The organism is Nocardia arthritidis (assembly GCF_011801145.1).
Classification (GTDB): Bacteria; Actinomycetota; Actinomycetes; order Mycobacteriales; family Mycobacteriaceae; genus Nocardia; species Nocardia arthritidis_A.
This window is the reverse complement of the sequence record NZ_CP046172.1, coordinates 938,265-954,027: the sequence shown is the minus strand read 5'-3', so window position 1 is coordinate 954,027 and position 15,763 is coordinate 938,265. Positions and strand designations below refer to the sequence as shown.

At 62.1% G+C, this 15,763-nt stretch carries 15 protein-coding genes; 5 read left to right on the top strand and 10 right to left on the bottom strand.

Features of this window, described 5'->3' with window-relative positions:
- Positions 1–12 precede the first annotated feature (12 nt).
- From F5544_RS04520 to F5544_RS04510, 3 genes are read left to right on the top strand one after another with little or no spacing between them, the layout of a single operon-like run.
- Complete coding sequence (locus F5544_RS04520; protein WP_167472002.1) at positions 13–393, top strand: hypothetical protein; 381 nt, start codon at positions 13–15, stop codon at positions 391–393.
- Entirely contained in the window at positions 390–1,712 is a 1,323-nt protein-coding gene (locus F5544_RS04515; protein ID WP_167472001.1) for a WXG100 family type VII secretion target, read from the top strand. The genes F5544_RS04520 and F5544_RS04515 overlap by 4 nt, the downstream gene beginning before the upstream one ends.
- Positions 1,713–1,715: 3 nt before the next feature.
- On the top strand, positions 1,716–2,492 hold the full coding sequence (locus tag F5544_RS04510; protein WP_167472000.1) for an ESX secretion-associated protein EspG: 777 nt from the start codon (positions 1,716–1,718) through the stop codon (positions 2,490–2,492).
- Between the two features lie 52 nt (positions 2,493–2,544).
- Here F5544_RS04510 and F5544_RS04505 read toward each other — a convergent pair whose 3' ends face one another.
- Genes F5544_RS04505 through F5544_RS04495 form a run of 3 tightly spaced genes read right to left on the bottom strand, consistent with a single transcriptional unit; the run spans position 2,545 to position 5,233 of the window.
- Positions 2,545–3,171 (bottom strand): LppA family lipoprotein, encoded by a 627-nt coding sequence (locus tag F5544_RS04505; RefSeq protein ID WP_167471999.1) that lies wholly within the window; start codon positions 3,169–3,171, stop codon positions 2,545–2,547.
- Entirely contained in the window at positions 3,168–4,919 is a 1,752-nt protein-coding gene (locus F5544_RS04500; RefSeq protein WP_167471998.1) for an alpha/beta hydrolase, read from the bottom strand. Before F5544_RS04500 ends, F5544_RS04505 begins: the two co-directional genes overlap by 4 nt.
- Positions 4,916–5,233 carry a hypothetical protein gene (locus F5544_RS04495; RefSeq protein ID WP_167471997.1) on the bottom strand — a complete coding sequence of 106 codons (318 nt, stop codon included), beginning with the start codon at positions 5,231–5,233 and terminating at the stop codon, positions 4,916–4,918. The genes F5544_RS04500 and F5544_RS04495 overlap by 4 nt, the downstream gene beginning before the upstream one ends.
- A 99-nt stretch (positions 5,234–5,332) precedes the next feature.
- On the opposite strand from F5544_RS04495, the gene F5544_RS04490 reads away from it, so the two are divergent.
- Positions 5,333–5,911, top strand: coding sequence for a hypothetical protein (locus F5544_RS04490; protein WP_167471996.1), 579 nt, complete (start codon positions 5,333–5,335; stop codon positions 5,909–5,911).
- A gap of 468 nt (positions 5,912–6,379) precedes the next feature.
- Here F5544_RS04490 and F5544_RS04485 read toward each other — a convergent pair whose 3' ends face one another.
- The 3 genes from F5544_RS04485 to F5544_RS04475 form a co-directional block, all read right to left on the bottom strand.
- A complete protein-coding gene (locus F5544_RS04485; RefSeq protein ID WP_167471995.1) occupies positions 6,380–7,228 on the bottom strand; it encodes a hypothetical protein in 849 nt (282 codons plus the stop codon).
- Positions 7,229–7,442: 214 nt separating this feature from the next.
- On the bottom strand, positions 7,443–7,835 hold the full coding sequence (locus tag F5544_RS04480) for a DUF4913 domain-containing protein (protein ID WP_167471994.1): 393 nt from the start codon (positions 7,833–7,835) through the stop codon (positions 7,443–7,445).
- Positions 7,832–9,619 (bottom strand): type IV secretory system conjugative DNA transfer family protein, encoded by a 1,788-nt coding sequence (locus tag F5544_RS04475; protein WP_167471993.1) that lies wholly within the window; start codon positions 9,617–9,619, stop codon positions 7,832–7,834. The genes F5544_RS04480 and F5544_RS04475 overlap by 4 nt, the downstream gene beginning before the upstream one ends.
- A 122-nt stretch (positions 9,620–9,741) precedes the next feature.
- Here F5544_RS04475 and F5544_RS04470 point away from each other — a divergent pair, with 122 nt between their 5' ends.
- Positions 9,742–10,248, top strand: a complete 507-nt coding sequence (locus F5544_RS04470; protein ID WP_167471992.1) for a hypothetical protein — start codon at positions 9,742–9,744, stop codon at positions 10,246–10,248.
- A 117-nt stretch (positions 10,249–10,365) separates the two neighbouring features.
- Here the strand turns inward: F5544_RS04470 and F5544_RS04465 are convergent, their stop codons facing one another.
- The 4 genes from F5544_RS04465 to F5544_RS04450 all read right to left on the bottom strand — a co-directional run bounded on the left by F5544_RS04465 (position 10,366) and on the right by F5544_RS04450 (position 15,759).
- Positions 10,366–11,454, bottom strand: coding sequence for a toprim domain-containing protein (locus F5544_RS04465; RefSeq protein ID WP_167471991.1), 1,089 nt, complete (start codon positions 11,452–11,454; stop codon positions 10,366–10,368).
- 66 nt (positions 11,455–11,520) lie between these two features.
- Positions 11,521–12,591: a C40 family peptidase gene (locus F5544_RS04460; RefSeq protein ID WP_238847086.1), complete on the bottom strand. Its 1,071-nt coding sequence runs from the start codon at positions 12,589–12,591 to the stop codon at positions 11,521–11,523.
- A 49-nt stretch (positions 12,592–12,640) separates the two neighbouring features.
- Positions 12,641–14,308 (bottom strand): hypothetical protein, encoded by a 1,668-nt coding sequence (locus F5544_RS04455; RefSeq protein WP_167471990.1) that lies wholly within the window; start codon positions 14,306–14,308, stop codon positions 12,641–12,643.
- The gene (locus tag F5544_RS04450; RefSeq protein ID WP_342760410.1) at positions 14,305–15,759 is read right to left on the bottom strand and encodes an SCO6880 family protein; all 1,455 of its coding nucleotides are present in this window, start codon (positions 15,757–15,759) and stop codon (positions 14,305–14,307) included. The genes F5544_RS04455 and F5544_RS04450 overlap by 4 nt, the downstream gene beginning before the upstream one ends.
- Between the last annotated feature and the right edge of the window lie 4 nt (positions 15,760–15,763).

Here is a 15,763-nt window from a genome sequence, read left to right as displayed (position 1 = left end):
TGAGGAGGGGGAATGAGTACTGGTCAAGATCCAGCTGGATGGCGCCGGGTACTTGAGCTGGCAAAATCCGGCGAGATAAAACTCGACCCTGCGATCGGCAAGGGGCTGGACAAGGTCTGCGATGACTATCTTGAGAAGCTCGGCACGGTCCTGACCCAGATCAAATTTCTGGCGGACGTTTCCGGTTTCGGACCGCTCCCATCTGGTCAGGCTTTACAGGAGAAGTTCAAAGTGAAGGCATCTGGTACCGATGCTTCGCTAGAAGCCGTGATCAAACAACACATCGAAGCGGTTCAGTTGGCGAAAGAGGCTGTGACACAAGCCATTGCGAACATAACCGGGGTCGATCAGGCCACTGCGGACAAGTTCTCCGGGATCGAGGCTCCGAAATGACCTACGACGAGTACAGGGCGCGCATCATCGCCGCCCAAGAGCAGTGGAACAAAGAGCGGTCCGACATCTACGCGGCGACCAGCGTCCTCAACATGGTGTTCCACGGTGACATCGAACCGCCGACGATCCCGGGTACCGAACCGGCCTACGACACGATGAAGCTGTCGGAGATGACCGCCGTTGTCGATCAGATGCGGCCAGCGCAAGTGCTCCAGGTCGCCGAAGCATGGCACAAGATCAGCCTGTCTCTCAGCGATGCGGTCTCGAACTTCAACCAAGCCTTCAGCAAGACACTGGCGGGCGGATGGACCGGCACGTCCGCGGATGCGGCGTTGTCGGCGGTGAATACTTACAGCGAACAGTCCAGGCCGCTGGCGACCGCGACGATGCTGGTTGCCGACAAACTCCGGGAGATGCACACCGGCCTGGAGCAGACCCAGGCGTTGATGCCCCGCGTCTCCCAACGGCCCGATCTCAGTGGAAAGTCATTGCCGCAGGACGGCGTGATGAAAGCAGGCGATTACACCGACGAGGAGGCCGAGAAGGAAGGCCACCGAATCTTCAACACGATCTATGGCCAGGTCGCGCATCAAACTGACCGGGGTGTCCCAGTCCTGCCCAATGCGCCGCAGATCGCCGATTCGTCCGGACCGCCGCCGGTAACTCCCGCTCCGAACGATGGTGGTGGACCGAATCCTGGCGGTCCACACCCGGATGGGGCAGACGGAGGCCAGCCGACCGATTCCGGGCAAGGAAAGCCCGGCGGCGACAACCCGAACGACAAAACTGGGCAGCAGCCGGGCACCCAGCCGACGAGCGTTACGCCTGATTCGACCCAAGCCGCGTCCACCACCACCTCGCCGGCGCCCACGTCGACCCCGTCGAACGACCCGAGCGCCACGGCGAAGAATCCGAGCGCCACGCCGAGTGCCCCGAACCCCGCCTCGCCGACGCTATCCGCCCCTGGCACACCGAGCCGACCGAGCCCGAGCCGACCGACCATCCCCGGCACACCCAGAACACCGGGCACTACCCCGGGCACTCCGAAATCGCCTGGCGCACCGGGCCGCAGCGTGTCCGGCACACCACAGCAACCCGGCGTCACACCGGCAGCCGCCCGCGGCACCAACTCGACGACCGCCCGTCCCGGCGCCGCGGGCACGCCGTTCGGCGGTGCACCAGGTGCCGGGAAGGGTAAGGACGACGAAACAACCTCGGGCACAAAGGATTACCTCATCAACAAGCGCAATGGCGAGGAGGTCACCGGTCTGGATTCGCTGCCGAAGGCCGTGCCGCCGGTGATCGGTGATGTCGAGTAACGCATGCACACGTGGAGATTCACCGGCCTCGAGTTCGAGATCCTTTGTGCCGCACACGAACGCGACCGCTTGCCCTACCCGCTCAGATTCCGTTCGGAGACAACCGATCTCTCCGGCTTGAAGCGGCAACGCGATGCGGCAGCGGAAGCCCTGCTCGGCAAGCACACTGACGAACTGGAGCGGGCACTACAGGCCCTGTTCGACCCGGAAGTCCGCATCGAGTTGAAGGGGTTCGGTGGACCGAACGTCTACCGGTTCCATGGCGCGGTACAGGGGCAGGCGGGTACGGCTGTAGCGCAGTCGCCCGGCACCGCGCCCGACACCGGGGGCGATGTGCTGATGAGCTACGGCAACGCGAATCACGTTGCCACACTCGCCGTTACGGCATTACCCAGAATTCGTGCCGGTGCGCAGCCGCCTATCGAGATCCGCCGTGAGGACCTTGCTGCGGACCGCGACCGCTATGTGCGCGAACCCTACGAGATCAGCGTCACACGGCAACTGGACCGCATCTTCAAGCGCGAACGCCTCGGCTTCGGTGAGATCACGGTCTTCGCTGGTCCCGCGATCGACGCCCGCCCCGGCTTCGGCCGCGGCTTCTGGTGGATGGACTACGCGGATGGCCGCTACTACGTGAAGACCGGAGATCCGATCATCGCCAAGCCGATCGACCCAGCTGCCATGGCCGCCGAAATCAACCGGCTCACCACACTCACCCAGCGCTACTACCGCGAAGACCAGGAACACGACGAATATTTGCGGTCTCAGCCGCGCTACTGAGCGGCCAAGATCAGCCACTGTGCGACGCTTCTCCGGTCACTCGGTACACAGGTCAGGAGGTGGGCTTGGGGGTTGGAGTCGGTGAGCTGAACTTGTCCTTGGGCAGATGGCAGCCGACCGTCGCGGAGATTACCGACGCGCGTTGAGTCCCGACCTTGATCGTGGTGCCGCTGCTGGGATTGGAAAACCAAACGTCGTGATTCCCTGGGCTACTCGCGGTACCGGATTGATTCTGCATCGTCTCCGGAGCGGTCGCTCCTACGGTCGCTGCGATCGTGCGGACCCGGTCGAGGAACTGCGGCCACACGTCGTCAGGAATCGGAGTGTCGGAGTAATAGTGTCGAAGGTAGGAGATCTGACCATTAGTTTGGTCATACGGCGCCGGACAGTCGGACCTCATCGGGTCTCTGTTCCATTCCCATTTCATGCCGGGAACGAGTTCGGTTGCCGCAGCGCCGATCTGCTGCACGACCGCCCGAAGCTCAGCTTCCGCGTCTTCCAGCGGAGGCAGCTTCAGCAGACGCTGTGCTGCTTCGGCGGTGTCCTTCTCGCTCGTATGCGGGGGATTACTGTCGCTGATGCTCACGAAAGTCCATCCAATCAGTAGCAGCATCGCCGCCGCACCGACCGCGGCGATGCCGAGAGCGATTCGCTGGAACCTGCTGAATTTGCGTGTCATTGTCCCGGTGGGTTGATCGCGTTGTCGGGAAGACCGGCGACGACGGCGGCCAGGTTGTAACCCGAGCGGTGCAGATTATTGGTCTTCGGGTCGGTGCGAGGATATTCCGCGTGTCCTTCGGCGCCGGTGTAGACGCGGTCGTCGACCGTAATCGGATCTGTGCTCAGATGGGTGACCCACGGCATGAAATGCGGACTGCGACCGAAGGAATTGAAGGCCACGACGGGATCTTTCTTTTCGGTCATCTCGTAGACGTGATGGTCCTGCAACCCCAAGTCCGAAGGCGAGTGCACAACATCGTTCAGCCCCAACAGCGCAATCGGAGTACCGGCCGAGGGAATGTGACCGCCCAATCCGGGTGAGCCATAGAACACGACATCGTCGACTCCGCCCGCCTTCTGTTGCAGAGCCAAGCTGGTGGTGAGGGACCCATACGAATGCCCGAGCGCGGTGATGTGGGGATCGTTCTTGGTGCTGGCGACATCGAGCCCTTCATAGAAGTTGGCCAGCGGCTTGGCCGCTTCTTTCGCGCGCGACTCGAACCCGACATTGACGATGTCGGCATCCTTCTGCGGCGCGTCGTAGCCAATCCAGGCGATCGTCGAGACCGTTTCGTTCTTCTTCCCGGCCTTGTCCAACTGCCGTTCCGATTCAGCCTTCAACTGATCGGCCTCGCCGACCATGTCCTTGAGCGAGCCGCGGACGTTCGTGCCAAGCCCAGGCGTGGTCACCGAGACATGGTCTGCCTTGTCCGGATCGCCGGTGGCCACTGCGGCGTGTACCTGCCGCCCTGACATGGTGTCCAACACCATTAACTTGTGGTCAGGCTTCTTGCCCAGTACCTCAGCGATCTTGTCCACGTCCGCCTTGCGGCGTTTACGATCTTCGAGCTGGGAGGCGACGTCGGAGAACTCGTTAGGCGTCGCATCCTTCATGCCGTTGAGCTTGTTGGTGAGATCGGTGACCTCTTTGTCCAGCCGGGCTTGCTCGGTTTTCAATACGGTCTTGTTGGCCTGGTCGCGGACGTCAGCGGGCAGGCCGTCGAGGTTGCCGACCGAAGCTGGCTGGGTGCTGAGGACCGCGTCCTGTTCCTGCTTGGTCAGCGAATCCCACCACTGCCGGTTTTCTTTCGGAGTGCCGTTCTTCGGCGGCTGCTTCGCCTCGGTCTTGGGAGTTGTTGCGTTGCCGAAGGATTCGGCGGTCGGAAGATCGGCGAAGGCGTTATTGATCGCCTGCTGGGCTTCGTCGTCGATCTGGGCGGCATTGTTCAGTGCCTGCTTCACCACCGCGGTCTGGGTGTCGCAGTCGATGATCAGCGCCGAGATCGCGGTGGTGTATTTGTCGGCGTCACCGTTGACCGCCGCGTAGACGTACTGCTTCTTCTTCTCGGTGATAACGCAGGTGCCGTCATCGTGGACCTCGAGCCCTTTGCTCTCCGCGGTCTTCTTCGCAGAATCCAAAAGGCTTTTGGCGGTGGTGAAGTTGAGGCTGGCGACCTTCGCCGCGTCGCGACCACGCTCCAGAGCGTCGCGCACCTTGGTCGCTTTCTCGTTGACCTGGGTGAACCGGTCACGCATCGCATCGCCCGCGCGACCGGTCCAGGTCTCGCGCGAGCCATCGACCGCACGCGACTGACTGTCCATGCGAGTGCGCAACTCGGCGGCTTGCCGCTCCCACTCATTCGCTTGCGCGACAAGGGTTTCCGGCTTCCACGACAGAACCTGTTTCACGGTCAGGTGCTGGCTCATCGGATACCCTCCGTGGCAGCCTTGAACCCCGCCGCGACCCGCTCCTGCTGCTGCTTGTACGTGATGATCGCGGCGACCGCGGTCCCACCCATCTCCATCAACGCGGTCGCCACCGCCCCCATCGCGCTATCGGCCCGCCGGGACACGGTGTGCAGCGTCGTCGGAACGTTGGCACCAGGCAGCCCTTCCTCGACACCGTCGACGATCGCGCCGCCCTTGCCGATCACACGGATTTCCTCGCCCGCGGTCCCCAATCCGTCCGCCAGCGCACGTGTCGCGGCTGGGTCGAGATACAAAATGTCCTGCGAATCCACGGCCCGCCCCTCCTTGTCGGCCGCCCAACCCAGCTGATCCTGCTGGTCTGCAATTCCCGGTCACTATAGGCTATGCGAATCAAGAAGGGGGATGACTCGATGGCCGATCTCGACCCGCTGACGGGCAATATCGAGCAGCTGGACGCCTCGCTCACCCGCCGCGCCACCGCCTCGCTGCTCGGCGGCGCGGTCACCGTCGAAGTGGGAGCGGACGGCAGCCTGCACGCAATCAGGGTCACCGAAATGGGTCGCAGCCTCGACCTGGACACCCTGCTCGACTCGGTCGTCCGCCTGCACGCCGTAGCGCTTGAGGACGCCCGACAGTCCGTCGCGGTCGCGATCACGCGCATCGAAAACGATCCTCGCCTACGCGCCCAACGCGAACGCACTACCGACACGCTGGCGCAGCCGCTGCCACGGAAACCGGCGCCGGAGCCGCCAGCGAAAACGGCAGCGCCGCAACAATTTACCGGACTAGCACCGGATCCATGGGCCACGCCCGGCCGCAAAACGACCCCATTTCAAGGCACACCCCAACCATCGGCTCCGAGCCCACAGCCTCCCTCTCCCCAGCGCCCGCAACGGAACACCCAACCCGCCGATTGGGACGAAGACGACGAGTACTTCGAACGGAAACGTCGCGACGGTTGGTTCAACGATCCATGGAGGTCGACCTAAGCGTGGACCACGATAATCGAAGGTTGCTTGGCCAAGGAGAACGTCTCGAACTCTGATCGTGGCAAGACTTCGGGGTTGACGTTTATGCCGGGGCGACACTGAATCGCGATTGGACATGATGAGACGGATCAATGCCAACACGGACGCTGTCACCTGGGATGACGACCTTCGCCTTGAGCACGAAGGCGAACCGTTCACTGGCGAGGTGGTCGAAACTTCTGTCCCAACAGTTCTATGTCGACGGCATACCAAACGGGCCCGATAGGGAATGGTGGTCCGACGGCACCCTGAAATCTGAAGGGCAAGTGCGGTACGGGCTCCCGCACGGAGTCTTTCACGAATGGCACAAGAACGGCCAGCTGGCTAGAGAAAAGTTCTTTGGCGACACAGGCCAATTGCAGACTGTTCTGGAATGGGACGAAGCTGGTAACCCAATCAACTGCCGCAATTCGATTGAGGCACAGTAGATCAATCCGTCGGATCGAACCCGACTTCCCGATGCGGTACACGAAAAGCGACGATCGTTGCCATATTGTCCGATTTGTCATCTACTGGCTCCAGTGCACGGCTCCTAGATGCCTCCGTCACCAGCTCGAGAACAGTAGGGCCTTCGCTATTACCTTGCGCGCTGACGACTTTCGTCTTGCTGGCCGAATTACGCAGTGGATCTTCAACAAACCTTTTCTCGCTGGCATTGAGAAGAGCTTCGTCCCGCCGTCGGGCCATGAGTGCACGAACCTGTCCGGGCGAGTCGAGATTCAACTCGCGACACATGGCCGGGGTGGCATTGAGCGTCAAGCTCCAGCCGTTGCTCCGACACTTCGCCTCAAGCCGCCGGTACAGCGCTTCGCGTCGTGCGAGGGCTTCCGGACTCGTCGCTTCTTGTCGTAGCTGCCGTTGCAGCGCATCCAACTCGTCGTACATCGCCTTGAGTTCGTCGAGTCGGTCGAAGCCCGGAGGCGGTTCGGTCTCCAACTGGTGAAGTCGGTCGGCGTCCAGTTGGAGCTTCCATCGGCGCTCTTCGAGGGCTTTCGGAATATCGTCGATCATGTGTTCCACGCGGGTCATGAGTCCAGATGCCAACTGGCCCAGGGCTCTTTCTCGCTCTTCGGCGGTCATCCCGGCCTGCTTCTTGGAGTCGAGGTAAAGCTTCTCGTGTTCGATGGCACGTGGTGCGACAGCGAGACCGGCCAGCTTGACGAAGAGCAGTGATTCGGCGGTGCTGTAGCGGACTTCGACGTCGAAGCCGTCAATCGTTGCGACGGTGTGGCTTTCGTCGACCGGACGATTCCGCAACACAGCGGCGGCTTCCCGCATGATGTCCACAAGTGCCCGCGATGCGTCCTTTCGTTCCGAATACTCCTTGCCCGCAACGGATATCGTAAACTTCCGCTCGTCGGAAGGACGATGGTTGGGGCGATGACCGGGTTCCTGATGACGTAGACACAGGGGGCGCGGCTGCTGTGCCGCCGACAATCTGAATCACGTTGCCAGCAAAACGATTCGATGTTCTAAGCTGCTGGAACTATTGCTATGCAGCATGTTTCGAGAAGTAGCCGACAGGGACGGGCTCGACCGGCAACGTCGCGACCTGTTCGTGGCGCTCAGGGGTACAGCGCCACATCGGCCCGTTCGCCGCATCCATGAGCGCGCGCATCTGGGGATCGGCATGCATCAGCCACCACGCGCTCATGGTGGATCCGTCTGGGGTGATGCGCGCAGCTTCCCATGCCTGCCACAGGGCAGCTATGCGGACGGCGACCTCGCGGTGCCGCCACCATTCCGCGCACCAGGTGTAGGTGCCGTCGCGGTTCCCGGCCGCGATGCGGCGGGCGTACTGCGGGAAGAACCAGTCCTCCGCCCATTCGACGAACCACGGATATGCCAAGGCAGGTGGTTCCTGTTGGGGCTGTGTGCTTTTCATCGCTGCTGGCCTCCATACAATTCGATGGATCGGCGGATGTCGGCGGCGAACTCGGTTTCGGTCCACCAGGTTTTACGGACGAGGACCGGTTTGTTGCCGGGGAAGCGGATTACCGCGCGTTCCTTCGGCAGCGCGGCCAACTCTGCGACATCGAAGATTGGTTCGCTGCGCCACGAGCGGGTGTAGCTTGTGTTCCCGCGGCCGGTGCTGATCTGGGTGTCGGCGACTTCGTGCGGGCCGATCAAGTCGACCCAGCGGCGCAGGTAGTCCGTGTCTCCGCAGCCGCCGCCGTATACCTCCACCGACTGGGCGAACATCTTGTGCAAACCTTCCTGCCCCCAGATCTGCACGCCCTGTTCGAGGACTTGGAGGAAGGTCATCAGGCAGAGACCGTGACCGCCGGCGTAGGTGTAGTAGTTGGGGAGTTCCGCGAGTTTGCAGCAGTTCGCGGCCTCATCGAGGACCGCCAGCAGCGGCACCCGCAGCCGACCATCGGGCCGCCGCCGCGCCGAGGTCAGGGCGGCTTCCAGGATCTGTCCGACCAGCGCGGTCATCAATGGTGCCGCACTGTCAGGACCTTCCATACTGAGCGGGTACAGGCTGTCTGAAGAATTGACGAAGGCATCCGGGTCGAACTCCGGAAGGTTGTGAGTGACCGGTTCCTGTTCTCGGGTGACGACAATGCCTACGCGTTCGTCGCCCTGCACCGAGATCTTGCTCCGCGCAGGAGGAGTGACCACCTGCGCGTACGCCTGGTCGGACAGGCTGCCCAGAAAGCGCCTTGCCATATCGAAAAGACCGTCTCGCTGCCGGGAGGTCACCGACTGCATCTCCTTGATTCGACGGGCGGCGTTGTGGTGCTTGCGCAGCCGCAGGATCAGAACCGGCGTTTCGTCCTGGTCGCGGCCCAACCACTCGGCGGCGTGCTGGAGATCGCCGTCGGCGCAGGCGGCGGCGAGGATGTACATCGAGAGGAGTTCGCACGCCCCGCCGTCGAAGTACGCGTCGACGCGGGCGCCCGGCTCCTTGGACGCCGTGCTGAAGAAGGAGGCGAGTTTGCGGGCGTCGGCGAGGGTTTCAATGTGCCGCAAGGGATTCCACCAGAATTCGGCTCGCCTTGTGCCGGTCACTCCTTGCAGGTCACACAACCACACCCGCCCCCGGCGCTCGCGGCCGTAGCGCGTATGGATGTAGAGGTCTGGTTTGTTGCTCGTCGACAGCAACGCCCCTGGGGCACAGAGCGCCGACGGCACGGCCCATGCCATTGTTTTGCCGGTGCGGGTTCCGGATACGAAAGTGGCTGGCATTTCCCAGGACAGATAGACGCGCTGGCCACCGGACACCGTGAGGCCCAGAGGCACTCCGACGAAGCGATCCGCGATTTCGACCGCTTCTGGCATCAGACGTCTGGCTATCTCCGTCACGTCGCGCTCGGTGACGCCGCTCAGGGTTGATATCGGCTGCATCGTGCGAGCGGCGTAGTCGATCCGCGAGCGCCTCGAAATTCTGCGCCATGCGATGGCGATAACCGCCGTCGGAATCGAAAGTGCAGCTGCCAGAAGCACACTCGACTGCCACGGCCATTCATAGGTGCCTTTTGCGAGCCGGATTAGCGCCGCCGCCGGATCGGCGACCACCGGCATTCCGGCCAAGAACCGACCTGTGGTCACTGCCGCCCAGATCGCCAGGCAAGATACGATCACCGCGCAGCCGAGGATAATCAGCGCAGTGTCCGGTCCGATCGCAGACTTGTTGGGGCGTCGTGTTTCTCGCGTTACCTTCATGCGCCACACCTCCGTTCGTCGGGCGGTCAGAGCTGGGGAACGTGTTCGAGATCGACGGCTTGGCCGGGCGGAGTGATCGTGATCGGCGGAGTTGCCGCGGGACCGATGCTGTACGTGTCGGGATGAGCGAGGTTGATCAAACGCTCCGTCTCGGCACCTTCGTGACCGACGATGTCGTCGACTTCTTCTGTTGCGCCGCGATTCTCGGCGATATCCGTCGCCATATCGGCGAAATCGGCAGCCAGCCGCTCATTTTCGGACATCTCCCCCACTTCCCAAGGATGGTATGCGAGTTCGTCTGCGCGAGCACGGGCTACTTCTGGATCGATCCCGGCTTCTTCGAGGCGCGTAGTCCATGCATCGGCTACGTCGGGTTCGGTCGCCCTCATCGCTTCGGCGGCAGCCCATTGGGCTATCAGCTCGTCAGTGCGCTGCTGGCCTTCGATCTCAGCGAGTTCGGCCACGAGCTGCCGGTTCCCCTCGCGGTCGGCCAAGCGGCGCTCAAGAATCGTTGTGCGGAGCTGATTTTCGAGAGCACGCATGCGATGCTCGCGTTCCCGCCGAAGTTCTTCACGCTGCTGCGCCGTATGCTGACGACTTCGTTCGACCGCGGATCGCGCCGCGTGTAGGGCTCGCCCGGCTGCGCGCGCCAATTGCATTGTTATGTCATCAATTTCAGTCATTGCCGCCTCCAAACCAGTTGTCCGTCAGGTGGATATGTGTCTGCCCCAGAGCGATGGACCCGGTCACAGCTCCATTCCTTCGCACGTTCCGGGGTCTCGACCGACCACGAGGCCAGGGCGCACCCTGCTCGCTGGGTTCGTAAATTGGCTTCGCACCATGGATTTCGAAAGAAGCCGCTGGGCCTGGCCGTCCATCGTTCGTGCTGTGACCTCAGCGGTCTCATGGGCGTCTGGAGAAGGAAGCAGTTCGACCACGTTCGTCAGGTCATAATCTGGATCGAGTTGGCTGACCAGGTTGAAATCCCCGAGGCCGTGTCCCGCATCGATGTGGTCGGAGAAGTCTTTGCCGTCGCGGGCTTCGACGAGCAGAACCTCGCCGACGAGTGGCGTGATCATCTCGCGGACGTCGTTCGCGTGTGCACGCCCTGGAACGTCGCGGTCGGCGACGATGACGACTCGCCGGGCGCCGCGTAGCTGGAAGGCGTGAGCTGAAGTGAATTTTCCGGCCCCCATCGCGTTACAGGTGGCGGTTAACCCGAGATCAAGGGCGCGGTCTACGTCCTTTTCGCCTTCACATATCCAGATGGTCTGGCCGGCGCCGATGGCCGCTGCTACCTCCGGGGACCGATAGAGCACCGGATCGAATCCGCCGAGCTGCCATCGTTGAGTCGTTGGATCAAAGCGCCGCTGGTAGAAGCCTTTCGCTACACCGAATTCGTGAGGCGTGCGGGTTCGTATTACTTGTCCGACAAGGCTCCCGTCCGAGTCCAGATAACTATAGGTTGCAACGACTTCTCGCCGACCTGTCTGTTCACCAAGTTTTGATTCCTTCTTGACCACAACAGGTTTGGCTTGATCCGACCGCGCGGCAACATGGTCGGTCCGGGTGCTCACCCTTACGTGCCCATGGTTGTCGAACAGATCGGCTACCCCTAATCCGAGGCTGTCGAGAATGAGGTGATCTGGACATCCAGCGAAGCAGCGAACTACCGTCTTCTCTTGTTGCGCATCATATTTGATTGCCGCACTGGCATGGCGGTCTTCGTGAGTTGGGACGGGACAAAGGAAGGTCATCCACGCACCGACACTCTTGGGTGGCCCGCTAACTTTCGTGAAGGCTTCGAGGATTAGCTCGAATGACGGACCTGTCATTTATAATTCCTCCCGTCTAGCATGGAGCGCAGGAGCTGCTTCCTGACACACGAATGCCGTTACGGATCAACCGAACCGGCGGATATCTAGACGCTCACCGCTCCAGTCGGAGAGTGGCTCGACTTTGATGTCCTGCCCGGTGGCGGGCGCGTTGATGACGAGATCAACACCGGTTGAATTACCCATATAGATTCCGACATGATGAGAATCCGACTCCCCTGGCTGGGTAAAGTAGATGAGATCGCCGGGGCGCCTTTGCTCGAACGGGACAACCATTCCGCGTGTATCATCCTGCTGCGCTTGGGTGTAGTGCGCCAACACGATTCGGCCGCCCGATGCTTTGGCTACGGCGAAGAGACTTAGGCCAGAGCAGTCGAAGCCAATTCCTCCGCCCGCCCCTGCCGTCGGCCCGTTGACGTCGCCGCCTCCCCATACGTATGGGGTACCAATCCAGGACTGAGCCGCAGCAACTACTGCGGCACCAAACGATCCGTCCGTGGGCGCCCCGTAGCCAACTTGTCGGCACTCGTCGCCGCCGGCTAGTACGGTGCTGACGTCAACATCGGCGAATCGCCCGTACAACTGCCGCGCCAGGTCGAGGCTGTGCGCGTATGCATTTGGATCGGACTTTTCGATTGCCTGCGCGAGATTGGCGGGGTCCAGAGCGCGAGCTTCAGGTCCCAGTCGTGCGGCCTGATCGTAGAACCAGTTGATTTGATAGGTAGGGTTCATGAGCGCGGCCATGCCTACCGCGCCCCATACCAGTACTCGAAGTTGGTGTGGCCCAACACTATCGTGGTCGGCTCCGATGCCGTCGTTCGGAAAGGGCAGGGAATCCGGCACATTCACATTCGCCAGGTTTCTGAATCCGGACTCGGTTGCCTGTGCAGCGAGTTCGGCAATAATCGTGTTCTCTGCTTCACCACGTTGTTTTCCGATCGCCACACCGTCACGGGCGAGCTTCAGCTGTGATTCAGTGAATCCATCGAACTCAACTCCCGTTGAGCCGCTCACCCCTTCTGGTATCGCTGCACCACAGGATCCTCCAGATACCGTCACGACGATCACAATCACGACCGCGAACAACAGCATCGGCGCGGCAATAACCGCAGCGACAATAGACTTCGATTTGTCCACAGCGACACCACCATTCCAAGTAGCTCGGCATGCCGTAGAAGTTCGCCTGCTAGCGAATGTCGATTCCGTCGAATCGCTTGTTTGTGTTGTGAATTCCGCTCGCTCGCTCCGTTGGGGTGAAGGTCATGCGGAATGGGATGCCAGGCGTGTTGTCCTCACCGGTTTTGAGCAGGAAGCAACCGGCTCCAGCCGGCGTTTCACGGATCTCGGCGCTGCCATGGCTATCATTCAGGGGACGCGGGGCAGACCATGAAGTGACTAAGAGCTTCTCGGTTTCGGTGAAAGACATGACTGCGCGGAGTCGTTCGATTTCTTCCGGGCCAACAGGGCCAATCACCTTTGCTCGCGCCCGCTCGATGAATCCCAGTGCCTTATTCGCAGATGCTCGTGAGTTGAATGCGCCGAGGTCCTTGATGGTGTGCGAGCACATGATCAACGACGTGGCCAGTGGGCGGTTGAGCCGGGTGAGGCTGTCCACTCGGTCGACCATGAAATCGCCGACTCCGAGTACGCGCCAAATTTCGTCCATCACAACGTGAAAGACACGTTTCGGAGCCAACCCAGCGTCGGCAAGCGTGTGCGCGGCCGCGATGGCACCGAATCCGTCGCTCCAGCAGACCATCAGGACTGCGGCGAGCAGCCGTGTGTCGCCTTCAGGAATGTGCGACACGTCGACGCAGACCGCCGGGCTTGCCGGGTCGAGGATGACGGTGGTGTGGCCGTTGAACACTTCGCCGAACGGCCCCTCCACAAGCGCGCGCAGCGACCGGCGAAGCGGTTTGGTGGCCTCCCGGTAGGCATCGAGGTCGTCTTCCTCGGCGAAGCGGATCATCTGTTCACCACCGCGGGAGATGACCTCCAGCAGGTCCGATAACAATGGCGGCGCGGCAGGGGTGAAACCTCCTGGACCATAGAGTTCACGCAGTCCGGCAGCGAGAAGTGTCTCCTCGTAATCTGCTACGCGAGAGCCCCGGACCAGCTCGATGAGCGCGGCGACCACGGTCACTTGCCCGGCTTCGACCCGTGCGGAGACCTGCCGTCGCATATCCGGGTCTGGCAACTGGTCGATGATCGAACCAAGCGCACCGACGGCCAACGGGTTCAATTTCCCGTACCCGTAGCCGAGGTCGATTACCTGTCCGCCGACCGTCTCGACCAGATCGCGGTAGTCGGGTTTGGTATCGCCCAAGCACATCGCCGTCTCACCGGCCGCAACCGCGCCAGTGACGATCCTGCGAATGAACGATGATTTTCCGAATCCGTTGAGCGCCAGCACAAATAGGCTCGGAGCGGTGATGAATCCTCGAAGGAACCAAGACATCGGGTCGAAGTGAACCGGTTCGCCGGTCACGAAGTGGTGCCCCACCGGAGTTCCGACCGTCGGCGCAGCGGCACCAACAACGAACGGCCATAGTCCCGCGACTTGCGTTGTGGTGGAGCGCCATTCAGGCACTGCCGGTACGACGGACGCTCGGCCGCCGCCGAGACCCCGGTATCCGCGGTCGGTCAGCTTCGCCAATCGCCGGTCGAATCCATCTCGCGCGGTGTCGGTTTCGCGTCGTAACGCCGTTGTACGTCGGGCATCGTCCTGCCACAGCCGGTATCGGGCGAACAAGCGCCGCATCCCTCGCGATACCGCAGCGGATTCCGCGGCGCGCCGCGCGTCCGGCGTGAGCACCCGAATTCCGGCGAGCCGGGTGGTCCGGGCGGGCTTCATGCCGACATCCGCCGGGAGATGGACTGGTGCTCAGGCAGAATCAGCCCGATTCCCAAGCTGGCCGCGAAGGCCGCCGCCTGGTATGCGTAGCAGCGTCGAACGCCGAGCCGAGATGCAGCCGACATCGTTTTGACGATCACCTCGATGCCTGGCATGTCGGCGTCGAGCCGATCGGACACGGTGATCAACACGCCGAATCGGGTCAGACCCGCACCGCGGGCTTGTTCGTGGCGTGCGGCTTGCGTGTTCGCTACTCGGATTGATGCTGCGGCAGAAGCGATTCCGCGTTCTGTTTGTTCGGATGCGAGCGCATCTCGATAGTCCGAGTCCACCAACTGCGCCGCCTCACCGTGAGAATGCAGCCGGTACACGATCGCCACCCGCTTGCGCGGTACGTCGGAGCGAGGGCGCATCAGCTCCTCGAGAGCGGTCTCCAACACGGTGCCACGCGGTGCGGCATCCATCTCCCAGGTCACCGAACGCCCACCGTCGTGAACATAGTGATCCCAGCAATCGAGATGTGAGACCGGCCCTACCTTGTCCCAGCTTTGGCTGGACATGATGTCTTCACCGGCCGCTTCGATATCCCATTGCGCGGCAAGGTCGTAGCGCGAGCGAACCATTCCGATTACTTCGGCGGCATCCATCGGTGTGGCTGGTAGTCCGGCATTGTGCAAGTGCGCGAGCACGCCCTGCAATCGTTGGCCCACTTCTTTCGCTTGCTCGGCCACATCGCGACGCGTCTTGGCTTCGCCGATTGCGCGGTAGGTCAACGCGATACGCGCTTCGATGCGGACTCCGGATCCGCCGCTTGCTCCGGCCTCAGCCATCACCGCTCGCGCGAACTCCGGTGCGTCGGGCCGGACCAATCTCTCGACTTCCCGGCGCTGTTGCAATCGGGTTTCGACCACATGCTCGAGCACCGCGGTCACCGCGACAACTTCATCGCGTCCCTGGGCTGCGAGGAATGCGCCGTATCCTTCGACCCACGAATCGATTTGGGCTTGATCGACAAGTTCCTTACCCCGCGGTTTCACCCGCAGGACCACGGTGTAGTGATCCGTCCGGCCGACGTGGACCATAGCGAATCGACGACCACCCGGCGTCTCGTACTCGACCATCCCCGAGTCGGCCAACAGTCCCGGCAGCCGGGATGCGCCAGGGATCATCGAGAATCGCCCAGCCCGGTAGATGTGCTCACCCCGGCGACGTGCAAGCAAGAACTGTGATCGCAAAACTAAAGTCTCCCAACCGGTTCGACCGTTGCGGGTGACCGCCATAGGCACGAAGACGATCGCCGCGCCAACGACCAGCCCACCGCCGACCAGCAGAGATCGGGTAATCATGAAGCCGAGCATCACCACGATTACCAGGCCCATGCCGAGCATCGACACACCCCAGGTGAAGCCGAACAGTCCGGCCGACCGGGGACGCTCCCACCGCCCGTACATCCGT

Bases quoted from the DNA above. Each gene is read 5' to 3' on its own strand.
- F5544_RS04465 (WP_167471991.1), bottom strand. From the start codon at position 11,454: ATGACAGGTCCGTCATTCGAGCTAATCCTCGAAGCCTTCACGAAAGTT.
- F5544_RS04450 (WP_342760410.1), bottom strand. From the start codon at position 15,759: ATGTACGGGCGGTGGGAGCGTCCCCGGTCGGCCGGACTGTTCGGCTTC.
- F5544_RS04470 (WP_167471992.1), top strand. From the start codon at position 9,742: ATGAGCGAGGTTGATCAAACGCTCCGTCTCGGCACCTTCGTGACCGAC.
- F5544_RS04510 (WP_167472000.1), top strand. From the start codon at position 1,716: ATGCACACGTGGAGATTCACCGGCCTCGAGTTCGAGATCCTTTGTGCC.
- F5544_RS04490 (WP_167471996.1), top strand. From the start codon at position 5,333: ATGGCCGATCTCGACCCGCTGACGGGCAATATCGAGCAGCTGGACGCC.
- F5544_RS04515 (WP_167472001.1), top strand. From the start codon at position 390: ATGACCTACGACGAGTACAGGGCGCGCATCATCGCCGCCCAAGAGCAG.
- F5544_RS04480 (WP_167471994.1), bottom strand. From the start codon at position 7,835: ATGAAAAGCACACAGCCCCAACAGGAACCACCTGCCTTGGCATATCCG.
- F5544_RS04455 (WP_167471990.1), bottom strand. From the start codon at position 14,308: ATGAAGCCCGCCCGGACCACCCGGCTCGCCGGAATTCGGGTGCTCACG.
- F5544_RS04505 (WP_167471999.1), bottom strand. From the start codon at position 3,171: ATGACACGCAAATTCAGCAGGTTCCAGCGAATCGCTCTCGGCATCGCC.
- F5544_RS04485 (WP_167471995.1), bottom strand. From the start codon at position 7,228: ATGCGGGAAGCCGCCGCTGTGTTGCGGAATCGTCCGGTCGACGAAAGC.
- F5544_RS04500 (WP_167471998.1), bottom strand. From the start codon at position 4,919: ATGAGCCAGCACCTGACCGTGAAACAGGTTCTGTCGTGGAAGCCGGAA.
- F5544_RS04475 (WP_167471993.1), bottom strand. From the start codon at position 9,619: ATGAAGGTAACGCGAGAAACACGACGCCCCAACAAGTCTGCGATCGGA.
- F5544_RS04520 (WP_167472002.1), top strand. From the start codon at position 13: ATGAGTACTGGTCAAGATCCAGCTGGATGGCGCCGGGTACTTGAGCTG.